Annotated in this window: 11 protein-coding genes; 6 read left to right on the forward strand and 5 right to left on the reverse strand. The window is 55.5% G+C overall.

Annotated features, from left to right (window positions below):
• Nucleotides 1–82: 82 nt before the first annotated feature.
• Together CMR03_RS17430 and CMR03_RS17435 are read left to right on the forward strand one after the other, a co-directional pair.
• The gene (locus CMR03_RS17430) at nt 83–1,177 is read left to right on the forward strand and encodes a DUF1615 domain-containing protein (RefSeq protein WP_063878839.1); all 1,095 of its coding nucleotides are present in this window, start codon (nt 83–85) and stop codon (nt 1,175–1,177) included.
• A gap of 95 nt (nt 1,178–1,272) precedes the next feature.
• Nucleotides 1,273–1,980, forward strand: a complete 708-nt coding sequence (locus CMR03_RS17435) for a Bax inhibitor-1/YccA family protein (RefSeq protein ID WP_014593230.1) — start codon at nt 1,273–1,275, stop codon at nt 1,978–1,980.
• 42 nt (nt 1,981–2,022) lie between these two features.
• Here the strand turns inward: CMR03_RS17435 and CMR03_RS17440 are convergent, their stop codons facing one another.
• The 3 genes from CMR03_RS17440 to CMR03_RS17450 are packed head-to-tail and all read right to left on the reverse strand — an operon-like array spanning nt 2,023 to nt 4,990.
• Nucleotides 2,023–2,988 carry a lysylphosphatidylglycerol synthase domain-containing protein gene (locus CMR03_RS17440; RefSeq protein WP_063878840.1) on the reverse strand — a complete coding sequence of 322 codons (966 nt, stop codon included), beginning with the start codon at nt 2,986–2,988 and terminating at the stop codon, nt 2,023–2,025.
• Complete coding sequence (clsB, locus tag CMR03_RS17445; protein ID WP_063878841.1) at nt 2,988–4,232, reverse strand: cardiolipin synthase ClsB; 1,245 nt, start codon at nt 4,230–4,232, stop codon at nt 2,988–2,990. The genes CMR03_RS17440 and clsB overlap by 1 nt, the downstream gene beginning before the upstream one ends.
• On the reverse strand, nt 4,229–4,990 hold the full coding sequence (locus CMR03_RS17450; RefSeq protein ID WP_063878842.1) for an endonuclease/exonuclease/phosphatase family protein: 762 nt from the start codon (nt 4,988–4,990) through the stop codon (nt 4,229–4,231). The genes clsB and CMR03_RS17450 overlap by 4 nt, the downstream gene beginning before the upstream one ends.
• Before the next feature lie 178 nt (nt 4,991–5,168).
• Between CMR03_RS17450 and CMR03_RS17455 the strand changes: the two genes are divergently transcribed.
• The 3 genes from CMR03_RS17455 to dusC all read left to right on the forward strand — a co-directional run bounded on the left by CMR03_RS17455 (nt 5,169) and on the right by dusC (nt 8,089).
• Nucleotides 5,169–5,561, forward strand: a complete 393-nt coding sequence (locus tag CMR03_RS17455) for a YbhQ family protein (RefSeq protein ID WP_063878843.1) — start codon at nt 5,169–5,171, stop codon at nt 5,559–5,561.
• Between the two features lie 222 nt (nt 5,562–5,783).
• Nucleotides 5,784–7,127 (forward strand): ATP-dependent RNA helicase RhlE, encoded by a 1,344-nt coding sequence (gene rhlE / locus CMR03_RS17460; protein WP_063878844.1) that lies wholly within the window; start codon nt 5,784–5,786, stop codon nt 7,125–7,127.
• 2 nt (nt 7,128–7,129) lie between these two features.
• The gene (dusC, locus tag CMR03_RS17465; RefSeq protein ID WP_096012158.1) at nt 7,130–8,089 is read left to right on the forward strand and encodes a tRNA dihydrouridine(16) synthase DusC; all 960 of its coding nucleotides are present in this window, start codon (nt 7,130–7,132) and stop codon (nt 8,087–8,089) included.
• Nucleotides 8,090–8,147: 58 nt separating this feature from the next.
• Here the strand turns inward: dusC and ppk2 are convergent, their stop codons facing one another.
• Nucleotides 8,148–9,065: a polyphosphate kinase 2 gene (gene ppk2, locus CMR03_RS17470; RefSeq protein ID WP_096012159.1), complete on the reverse strand. Its 918-nt coding sequence runs from the start codon at nt 9,063–9,065 to the stop codon at nt 8,148–8,150.
• Between the two features lie 14 nt (nt 9,066–9,079).
• A complete protein-coding gene (locus CMR03_RS17475; protein ID WP_063878847.1) occupies nt 9,080–10,684 on the reverse strand; it encodes an inorganic phosphate transporter in 1,605 nt (534 codons plus the stop codon).
• Nucleotides 10,685–10,847: 163 nt separating this feature from the next.
• On the opposite strand from CMR03_RS17475, the gene CMR03_RS17480 reads away from it, so the two are divergent.
• Nucleotides 10,848–11,870, forward strand: a complete 1,023-nt coding sequence (locus CMR03_RS17480; protein ID WP_063878848.1) for a transporter — start codon at nt 10,848–10,850, stop codon at nt 11,868–11,870.
• The last annotated feature ends 62 nt before the right edge of the window (nt 11,871–11,932 follow it).

An 11,932-nucleotide genomic window follows, 5' to 3' on the forward strand; every position in this document is an offset into this window, starting at 1 on the left:
ATAACCTTAGTTCAGATAATCAAACCTGCCCTGCGAAGCGGGGCAGTGTTAAGCTAGGTTTTTTCCCCCTCAGAGGACAGGTATGTCATTCACTTCATTACCAAAACGTCTGACGCTGCTCGCCATACTGATCCTGGCGGGCTGTAGCAGTAAAAAAACGCCGGAAGCGCCTGCAACGCAGCCTGAGGATGTGAAAGCACAGATTCAGCGCCTGCTGCCTGCCAACGTCAGCAACAAATCAGGCTGGGCTGATGATATCTATACCTCGTTCCGTACCCAGGGGCTTGAGGCCAGCGACAGCAACCTGTGCGCGGTTATTGCCGTCGCGGGGCAGGAGTCAGGTTTTGATGCCAGTGGGAATGTACCCGGGATGTCAAAAATCGCCTGGGATGAGATTGACCGTCGGGCGGCTAACGTCCATGTTCCGGCGTTTTTAGTGCGCACCGCGTTGTTAATTAAGTCCACCAACGGCGAAAGCTATGCCGCGCGGCTGGATAAAGCCAAAAGTGAAAAAGATCTGAGCGATATTTTCGACGATTTTATTGAGATGGTGCCCATGGGGCAAACGCTGTTTGGCAACCTCAATCCTGTGCACACTGGCGGGCCGATGCAGGTCAGCATTGCCTTTGCTGAGGCACATGCCAAAGGCTATCCGTGGCCGGTAGAGGGATCGATACGACGTGAAGTGTTCACCCGTCATGGCGGGGTTTACTTCGGCACGATGCACCTGCTGGGCTATCCCGCCGATTACAGCAAGCCGCTTTACCGTTTCGCGGACTATAACGCGGGCTGGTTCGCCAGCCGCAATGCCGCTTTCCAGGCGGCGGTGTCCCGCGCCACAGGCATGAAACTGGCGCTGGATGGCGATCTGATTCAGTATGGCTCCGACAACGCGGGATCGACGGAACTGGCGGTGCGTACCCTGGCGAAGCGCCTCGATATGAGCAACAGCGAAATTCGAGACGATCTTGAGCTGGGCGAAAAGGCCGAATTCAGCGACAGCGACGTGTGGAAGCAGGTCTTTGCGCTGGCGGATAAAATGGCCGGACGGCGATTGCCACGTGAAATATTGCCGGGAATCAAGCTTGAAAGTCCCAAAATCACCCGCAATTTAACCACGGCGTGGTTCGCACAGCGCGTCGACAGCCGGTATCAGCAGTGCATGTCACGTCGATAAGCACGGCGTTGTGGCGCAGTTGAACAGAGCTGTGCCACACTTAACCAGGCTCCCCTGTCAGGGGAATAACCCATTCGTTTAACAAGAGGTGCATCATGGACCGATATCCACAGAATGATTCAATAGTTCAGCCTGCATCTCGCGGGTTGCAGGCTTACATGGCACAGGTTTATGGCTGGATGACCTGCGGATTATTACTTACCGCGTTCGTTTCCTGGTTTGCCGCCCGCACGCCAGCGGTCATGGAGCTGGTTTTTGCAAACCGGATAACCTTTTTCGGCTTGATCATTGTGCAACTGGCACTGGTGTTCTTCCTCTCCGGCATGGTACATCGCCTGAGCGGTGCCGTGGCGACCGGGTTGTTCATGCTCTACTCGGCGCTGACCGGGTTAACCATGGCCAGTATCTTCCTGGTGTATACCTATTCGTCTATCGCCAGTACGTTCTTTGTGACGGCGGGGATGTTTGGTGCCATGAGTTTTTATGGCTACACCACGAAACGCGATCTGAGTCGCCTGGGCAGCCTGCTGTTTATGGCGCTGATTGGTATCCTGCTGGCATCACTGGTGAACTTCTGGCTGAAAAGCCCGGCGTTAATGTGGGCGATTACTTACATCGGCGTGGTGGTGTTTGTAGGTCTGACGGCGTATGACACGCAGAAACTGAAAAATATTGGTGAGCAAATTGATGCACGCGACACGGAAAACCTGCGTCGCTACTCGATCATGGGCGCGCTGACGCTCTATCTTGATTTCATCAACCTGTTCCTGATGCTGCTGCGTATTTTCGGTAACCGCCGTTAATAAAACAGGCTGCTCTGGTTTGCCAGAGCAGCCGCTCCTCGGTTATGACTTCTGCAGTTTCTGCTCGTTTTTATGGCGCATATGTTTCGCGCGGCTCTCCAGTCCCAGATACAGCACCAGTGCCAGCAGCAGGGGCAAAATAAAATAGAGCACCCGGTAGGCCAGCAGGGCCGCAATAATCGTACCGTGAGAGAGATCTTCGCCGCTCAACAACGCTAAAAACACCGCTTCAAGCACGCCAATCCCCGCCGGAATATGAATAATCACCCCCGCAATGCTGCTGATCAACAGAACGCCCAGCACCATCGGATAGCCGACATCCTGACCCAGCAGCAGCCAGATAATGGTGCCCATCACCATCCAGTTGGCACAGGAAACGGCAAACTGAAACAGCGCCATGCGCAATGAAGGCAGTTGCAGCGTCTGGCCTTTGACCGTCCAGCGGCGACGTTTAGAAAAGGCACAGGACCAGAGATAGAACGCCACCAGCACCAGCAGGACAACCCCAATCAGTCGCAACGTGGTTTCGCCAATAAACCAGCCGCTGGGAATGGAAACCATGCCAGCGCTGAATACCACGCCCGCCAGCAGGATATAGCCCAGCCAGTTGGTGGCGATGCTGAGTGAGAAAATGCGCGTAATAGTGCCGCTGTCCAGGCCAAGGCGCGAATAGAGCCGGTAACGCATCGCCACACCGCCAACCCAGGTACTGAGCGTCAGGTTAAAGGCATAGCAAATAAACGACACCAACATCACCTGACGCTTTGCCAGTTTATGGCCGCAGTAGGCCCGGCCAATCAGGTCGTAACAGCCATAAACAAGGTAACTGACAATGACCAGGGCGGCCGCGGTCAGCACCACGTAGCGGTTATAGTTAACGATGACGTCATAAACGTCACCCCAGTTCACCTTACGTGCATAGATGACCAGCAGCACAATGACGGCAACAAAGAACAGGCCGGTAAGAATCTTTTTCGCCAGCTTCCAGCGCGGATGCGTATTTGCCATCAGGATTTCGCTCCTTCGTTATTGGTTTCGACGCGGTCTTGCGTCTCCATTTCAGGCTGAACAGGCGGATCAATCTGGGCCAGCTTAGGGGTATGCGCAGGAAGCCATCCGGCGATAGCAGGGAAATGCCGCAGGAAGTGGAACACGACCACGCTTTTGGTCAGTTGCCACCAGGTGCGCGGCGGCAGTTTGTCCTCCTGAACACGCTGACAGTCTTCTGCCAGTAAATGCTCAAGATTGTCGCGTAATGTCTCGTTAAAGTGGCGATCGTGAATGATCAGGTTGGCTTCGAGGTTCAGCGACAAACTTAAGGGATCAAGGTTACTGGAACCCACTGTCGCCCACTGCTGATCTTTCACGGCCACTTTACCGTGCAGGGGCCGACGGCAATATTCGTAGACTTCAACGCCCGCATCCACCAGATAGTTATAGAGCAGTTCTGCGCCCACTTTAACGATCGGCATATCCGGTTCGCCCTGCACAATTAAACGGACCCGAACCCCGCGCTGCGCGGCATTGCGCATTTCCCGTAGCAACCGGTAGCCGGGGAAAAAGTAAGCATTAGCAATGATCACATCCTGTTTGGCGCTGCGCAGCATGTCCAGGTAGTGCTGTTCGATATCGTCCCGGTGCTCGTTATTGTCGCGATAAACGAACAGCACCTGCGCGTCACCGGGCAGGGCATTTTTCGCCGGGCGATGTGAGCGCTGTCCCCACCAGCGGCGCGTAGTGGCTTCACTGCCAATCGCTTCTTGCAGGTAGCGGGTAATATCGGCCACCACCGGGCCTTTCACCTCCACGGTGTAGTCTTGTTTCGCTTCAGGACCGTAATCCGTGTTGTGCTCGGCAGAGAAATTGATACCACCGACAAACGCGATAACCCCATCAACCACCACGGTTTTTCGATGCAGGCGGCGGAAGACATTGGTGCGCATGCCCATCACCAGCGGACGCGGATCGTAATAGATAAAGCGGACACCTGCCCGGGTGAGGCTGTTGACAAAGTCGTCTGACAACTCGGAAGACCCGTAGCCATCCACCATCATTTCAACCTTTACGCCGCGCTCTGCTGCCGCCAGCAGTTCACGGTGCAAGGCATTGCCCACATCATCTTCAAACAGGATAAAGGTTTCCAGCAGCACGCTGCGTTCGGCGCGCTGAATGGCGCCAAACACCCGAGGAAAAAACGTATCGCCATTTTCCAGCAAGCGCAGTTTGTTGCCTTCCTGCCATTCAAAATTCATAGATGGATCTCCACCGCCAGCGGCGCGTGATCGGAAAGGTGTGACCAGGGTTTACGCGGCAGCGCCCAGGGATGACTCACCGTGGCGTTGCGGACGTAAATACGATCCAGTCGCAGAAGGGGGAAACGTGCCGGAAAGGTGCGCGCCGGTCGGCCATTTTTGAGGCTAAACACCTCTTTCAGTCCCGCCCCTTTTTGCAATATTTTATTGGCCCGGCCCTGCCAGTCGTTGAAATCGCCGGCCACCACAACCGGAGCATCGGGCGGCAGCGCCTTCACCATCTCGTTCAGCATCGCCATTTGAGCGCGACGGTGGGCCGCTTTCAGGCCGAGATGGACACAGATGACGTGCAGCGTGCCGTAAGGCTCGGGAAGCGCGATTTTGCAGTGCAACATGCCACGGTTTTCACTCCCGGCAACAGAGACATCGCGGTTCTCATAGTCAGCAATAGGAAAGCGCGACAGCACGGCGTTGCCGTGGTGTCCTTCCGGATAAACGGCGTTGCGGCCATAGGCGAAATCGTTCCACATGGTGTCAGCCAGAAACTCATAATGTGAGGTGTTGGGCCAGTTTTCATGTTGCAGTGGGTGGATATCATGTGTTCCCATCACCTCCTGTAACAAGACGATATCTGCCGATGTTGCACGTACCGCGTCGCGCAATTCAGGCAAGATGAAGCGTCGGTTAAACGGGGCAAAACCTTTGTGGGTATTGATCGTCAGGACTTTAATTGAAAATCCTTGCTTAATTTGTGGCATACTCGCGACGCGCTCCTTTTCATCTTCGTTAACGACAAAGTGTAGTCTTTGTCACAAATGGAGGGTGAAGAAGAGGAATAATTAAGGCGTTATCTGAAATTTGCTTTACATTGAGGAAACCGTCCCTGGCCGGATTCGGTTGCATTTGAGCAACTCGCCAGGTCTGCAGGAGAAAAATATGAAATTGTCTAATCGCTTTCAAATTATTACCGGTCAAACCTGGGCCCACATCGCTATGCACGTGTTGGTGATTGCCGCGCTGGTATGGGGCTGGAAACATAAAGCACTGGTCGAAGTGTGCAGTACCCTGGTGGTGACGTATGCAGGGGTGTTTATCGCCATGCTGATCACGCAGCGTAGTGCCCGTTTACGCACCCTCGGTGATTACCTGGAAGAGGCGACCACCACCTACTATTTTGGCGCCGCCATGATGATGCTGTTCCTGGTCTCGCGCATCTTCCACAACAACCTGCTGTTAGCCAGCCTTGGCATGGTTATGCTGCTGGGCCCGGCGCTGGTTTCTCTGCTGGTGAAAGAGCCCGCACGACGTATTGAGAAAAAACGCAGCTAAGTTAGCCGCCCAATGAAAAGCCACCGCAAGGTGGCTTTCTTGTTTAAGGGGTTATGTAATCAATTGTGAGCTATCTCGCACAGAGACGTTAAAGCTGTTACACTCCGCCGCTTATGCATCGTAGTTTGCACCCTTTTCACGCGTCAGCGTCAGCTGGCGTCACTATCCCTCTGAAAACTACACCGTGAAACACGGTCAGAGTGGACCGGAGTAATACTCGTCATGTCTTTTGACTCTCTCGGCCTGAGTGCCGATATTTTGCGTGCGGTTGCTGAGCAAGGCTACAGCGAACCCACTCCTATCCAGCGCCAGGCTATTCCTGTGGTGCTGTCCGGTCGCGATCTGCTGGCAAGCGCGCAGACCGGCACCGGCAAAACGGCCGGTTTTACGCTGCCTTTATTGCAGAAGCTGTCAGCAAATGCGGGCGCGGTGCGTGGACGCCGTCCTGTGCGTGCCCTGATCCTGACGCCAACCCGTGAACTGGCCGCCCAGGTCGGTGAAAACGTGGTTGAATACAGTAAGTATTTACCGCTTCGTTCACTGGTGGTTTTCGGTGGGGTAAGCATTAACCCGCAGATGATGAAGCTGCGCGGCGGGGTCGATATTCTGGTGGCAACGCCAGGCCGTTTGTTGGACCTGGTCCATCAGAACGCGGTTGACCTTTCCCAGGTCGAAGTGCTGGTACTGGATGAAGCCGATCGCATGCTCGACATGGGCTTTATCCATGACATTCGTCGCCTGCTGGCAAAACTGCCTGCCAAACGTCAGAACCTGCTGTTCTCGGCGACGTTCTCAGATGAGATTAAAACCCTGGCAGAAAAACTGCTGCATAACCCAGAGCAGGTGGAAGTGGCACGCCGCAACACCGCCTCTGAGCAGGTTTCTCAGCAGGTGCATTTTGTTGATAAGAAACGCAAACGGGAATTGCTGTCGCAGCTGATCGGTGAAGGTAACTGGCAGCAGGTACTGGTGTTTACCCGAACCAAGCATGGTGCTAACCACCTTGCCGAGCAGTTGGGTAAAGACGGCATTACCGCAGCGGCGATTCACGGTAACAAGAGCCAGGGAGCACGTACGCGCGCACTGGCCGATTTTAAGTCCGGTTCGATTCGCGTACTGGTTGCTACCGATATTGCGGCCCGTGGCCTGGATATTGAAGAGCTGCCACACGTCGTGAACTACGAGCTCCCCAACGTGGCTGAAGACTATGTGCACCGTATTGGTCGTACCGGTCGTGCCGCGGCTACTGGCGTCGCGTTGTCACTGGTGTGCGTGGATGAACACAAGCTGCTGCGTGATATCGAGCGTCTGCTTAAGCGTGAGATTCCGCGTCTTGCCGTGCCTGGCTATGAGCCCGATCCGAGCATCAAAGCTGAGCCTATTGTGAATGGCCGTCAGTCGCAGCAACCCCGTGGTCGTAGCCAGGGTGGACAGGGTGCGGGTGGTGCGCGTTCACAAGGGGATAAACGTTCCCAGCCGCGTCGTCAGGGACCGGCAACGAGCCAGTCTGATAAGCCTGCTGCTCGCCCACGTCGCCCTGCGCCTAAGCGTAGCGGAAACGCCTGACAATGCGGGTTTTGCTGGCACCAATGGAAGGCGTACTGGATTCCCTGGTACGCCAGCTGTTGACGGAGGTCAACGACTACGATCTGTGCATTACAGAGTTTCTGCGTGTCGTTGACCAGCTCCTGCCGGTAAAATCCTTCTATCGTCTCTGTCCAGAACTGCACCATGCCAGCCGGACGCCATCGGGCACGCTGGTCCGTCTGCAGTTGCTCGGACAGCATCCTGACTGGCTGGCGGAAAATGCCGCCCGCGCGGTCACGCTGGGTTCCTGGGGCGTCGATCTCAACTGCGGTTGTCCGTCAAAGCTGGTCAACGGCAGCGGCGGCGGTGCCACCTTGTTAAAAGATCCCGATTTAATCTATCGCGCGGCGAAAGCCATGCGCGCCGCTGTGCCTGACGCTTTGCCGGTCACGGTGAAGGTCCGTCTTGGCTGGGATTCCAGCGCACGCAGCATGGAAATTGCCGATGCGGTGCAGCAGGCCGGTGCCAGCGAGCTGGTGGTACATGGCCGTACCAAAGAAGATGGCTACCGCGCCGAGGCGATTAACTGGCAGGCCATCGGGGAAATCCGTCAGCGCCTGCGTATTCCGGTCATCGCCAATGGTGAGATTTGGGACTGGCAAACGGCCCAGGATTGCCTGCAGACGACCGGCTGTGATGCCGTGATGATTGGTCGTGGTGCGCTCAACGTGCCTAACCTGAGTCGGGTCATCAAGTACAATGAAGCCCCGCTGCCCTGGCCGGAAGTGGTCGCGCTGTTGCAAAAGTACACCCGGCTGGAAAAGCAGGGCGATACCGGCATGTACCATGTGGCACGTATCAAACAGTGGTTGGGTTATTTGCGCAAAGCCTACGGTGAGGCCGGCGAGCTGTTCGGAGAGATTCGCGCGTTAAAATCTTCCCAGGAGATTGCCACAGCGATTAACCGTTATGCCGAATGGCACGGGCAGACCTGTCATTAATCGTGCGGCGTTTTTTGGCGTCAACAACGGGTAGCGCAGCGTCCTGCCGCGCAGACCATTAATACTTTTCAGGCACGATCATATTGTCCGGCACGTCGTTACGACGGTAATCCTCAGACCGTTCGCGCGGTGGCAGAACGATTTCATCATGGGGAGAGTCTTCATAAGGCACCTGTTGCAAAAGGTGGCTGATGCAGTTCAGACGCGCACGCTTTTTATCCACGCCCTGAACGACCCACCAGGGCGCATCCGGGATATTGGTGCGGCTCAGCATCTCTTCTTTTGCTTCGGTATAGTCTTCCCAGCGGCGGCGACTTTCCAGATCCATCGGGCTGAGTTTCCACTGTTTGAGCGGATCGTGGATGCGGCTCATAAAGCGCAACTCCTGCTCCTCGTCAGTAATGGAAAACCAGTATTTGACGATTTGAATACCGCTGCGAGTCAGCATTTTTTCAAACTCCGGCACGCTGCGATAAAACTCCTCGACCTCCGCCTCATTACAAAAGCCCATTACGCGTTCCACGCCTGCCCGGTTGTACCAGCTCCTGTCGAACAGCACCATTTCGCCCGCAGCAGGTAAATGCGCAATGTAACGCTGGAAATACCATTGCGTTTTTTCGCGATCGTTAGGCGCTGGCAGTGCGGCAACCCGGCAGGTACGCGGGTTCAGGCGCTGCGTAATGCGTTTAATCACGCCACCTTTACCGGCAGCATCGCGGCCTTCGAACAGGATAACCAGGCGGTGACCGGTGCGCATCACCCAGTCCTGGAGCTTAACCAGTTCACCCTGCAGGCGCAGCAGTTCGCGAAAATAGTGACGACGCCAGGCCTTTTCATCCGTTCCGGCTGGCGTGGTATCGCCAAAACGCAGATCGTCGAGTTCCAGCTCCAGTTCTTCATCGTAGCTGTCGTAGAACTCCTGCAATAAACGCTGATTAAACGCGTCGCGGTTGAAACTGTTATCGTGTGTTGCCATGACGATTCACCTGGTCAGATGTGGATAAACAGCCCGTAGAGCAGGGCCGAAAGTAAGACGGAAACCGGCAGCGTTAATACCCAGGCCACAGCCAGATTCCGCAGCGTGGACATTTGCAGGCCTGAGCGGTTTGCCGCCATGGTTCCTGCTACGCCGGACGAGAGAACGTGCGTGGTGGACACGGGCAAACCGAATGCGTCGGCCGCACCGATGGTCACCATCGCCACCATTTCGGCGCTGGCACCCTGGGCATAAGTCAGATGTGTTTTACCGATCCGCTCGCCCACGGTGACCACAATTCGTCGCCAGCCAACCATGGTGCCCAGCCCCAGCGCGATAGCAACGACCACCTTCACCCACATCGGAATAAAGCGCGTGGCGCTGTCCAGCTCGGTCTTGACGGCTTTCAGGTTACGTTGCGTCTGATCCGGTAGGGCGACGTTAGCGGTTTGCAAATGCTTAATGGACTCCGAAGCCAGATACATTTGATTTCGGGTATTGGTTACGGATTGCGCCGGAATGTTTTCCATGGAACCGTAACGGCGAATTTGATCGCCCACGTCGTGCAGTGTCATGGCCAGCGCAGGCAGAACGTTGGGATTGGGTTTCCCGCTGCTGACAAACGCGGTTAACACGTCGCGTGGAACAGGCGCGGGCGTGGCGGCAGGCTGAATATGCAACAGCTGTTGTGCCGTGACTTCGGTCAGTGCGGCAACGCGGGGTATCTGGTCGGACGGCAGAGAACGGTTCAGGGCATAGGCGATCGGCATGGTGCCGACCAGAATCAGCATGATCAGCCCCATGCCTTTTTGTCCGTCGTTCGACCCATGGGCAAACGAAACACCGGTACAGGTCAGAATCAGCAGTCCACGAATCCAGACGGGCGGCGGCTCGTTGCTCTGCGGAGCCTGATAAAGTTGGCGGTTACGAATAAACAGCTTCATCGTCCACAGCAGCAGGGCGGCGCAGACAAATCCCACCACCGGCGACAGCAGAAGGGCATAACCGACTTTCAGGGCCTGCTCCCAGTCAACGCCACTCAAGCCACTGCGACCGTGCAGCATGGCATTCGCGACGCCGACCCCGATAATGGAGCCAATTAAGGTGTGCGAGGAGGAGGAGGGCAGGCCGAGATACCAGGTCCCCAGGTTCCAGATAATCGCCGAGAACAGCAGGGCATAAATCATGGCAAAGCCGTTACCGCTGCTGGCCTGCAATATCAGCTCGACGGGCAGCAATGAAATAATGCCAAAGGCGACCACGCCGCTGGAGAGCATCACGCCAAGAAAATTACACAGCCCTGACCAGACCACGGCAACACCGGGCGTCAGAGAGTGGGTATAGATGACCGTGGCGACCGCATTGGCGGTATCGTGAAAGCCGTTCACAAACTCAAAGCCCAGCGCAATCAGCAACGCAAGGCCTAGCAGAAAGAACGGCAAATAACTGGTGACGGGCGTATTGGTTTTTTCTACATCGTGGAACAGGTTAAACCCGGCAAAAGCCAGACCGGCGATCAGCAGAACAATGAAGATCGTTTTTGTGAAGCGGCTACCTTTGCCATTGAAATCAGGGCGTCCATGAGTCGAACCTGAAGAGGGTAAACTGTTTTCGCTCATGCAAAACCTCTTAGCGGATGCAGATGCGGATTTACATCTGGTTAACGCTGTTTGATACCCGCTTTTTGTGACAAAAAAATGATCTACGCCGTGCGAGGTCATTTTGCTGTAACAAAACTGCAGCAGGCTGAGAGTCTTTATTGATGATGCTGACAGGATTGCCATGGCGACAGACGTTGTTCTTCCCCCACAAAAACGTGATTTTGATGATGATGTGGCCGGACTCATCCATGGTTATCTCTTTTCTCCCGACGCTCTCCCTGTCCGCCTGAATGCCCGTGAAGCGGTCAAACTCGGGGAGGCGCTGCCTGACGACGGCTTTCTCTGGCTGCATATCAACCTGAATCATGCCCGCGCGCAGAACTGGGTGCAGAGTCACTTCCAGGTGGATGATGACTTCTTCGACGAAATTCACTCTGCTTCACCGCGTACCCGACTGGCGGAGCAAAGTAGCGCGTTGCTGGCGGTGCTAAACGATGTCACGCTCAATCAGGAAAACCGCAGTACGCAAAATGCGACCCTGTGGATCTGGTGTCGGCGCAATCTGGTGGTGAGCGCCCGTTATCGCCCGTCGGTGATGATTGAAAAGATGCAGCAGGGGTTAACCCGACACAGCTTTCCCAGTGCAGAAGCCTTGCTGCTTTATCTTCTTGGCGAGCAGGAGTTACAGCTGGAACAGGTGGTGCGGCGTATCAGTCAGGTAGTCGACAGCATAGAAGAGCGCTTATTAAGTACGGCGATTAAAGCTAACCGCAGTGAGCTGGGGCATTACCGACGTATGCTGTTGCGAATTCAGCGTCTTCTGGCACCGGAACCGGCGGCACTGTTTCGCTTGCTCAACCGGCCTCCGGCCTGGCTAAACCGCGACACGCTTCGCGAGCTGCGTGCGTTTACGGAAGAGTTCAGCGTGGTGCTTAACGATCTTGCCAGCCTGATGGAGCGCATCCGGCTTCTGCAGGAAGAGATTGCGGCTCGCCTGATGGAGCAGAGTAACCGGACGCTTTACCTGTTAACCGTCATTACGGTGCTGGCGCTGCCGATTAATATCGTGGCGGGGTTTTTTGGTATGAACGTGGGCGGGATTCCGCTGGCCTCGAATCCGCACGGTTTTTTACTGCTGGTGCTGATCGTATTCGTTTTTACCTTGCTGGCAGGCTGGCTGACCTTTCGACGACCCTCGGCGTAGCGGCCTGAGCGCGTAAGATCGGGCCGGGGTGACGTCATAAAAAAAGCCAGCGCGGATTATCC

It is taken from the genome of Pantoea allii, assembly GCF_002307475.1.
In the GTDB taxonomy this organism is placed as follows: Bacteria; Pseudomonadota; Gammaproteobacteria; order Enterobacterales; family Enterobacteriaceae; genus Pantoea; species Pantoea allii.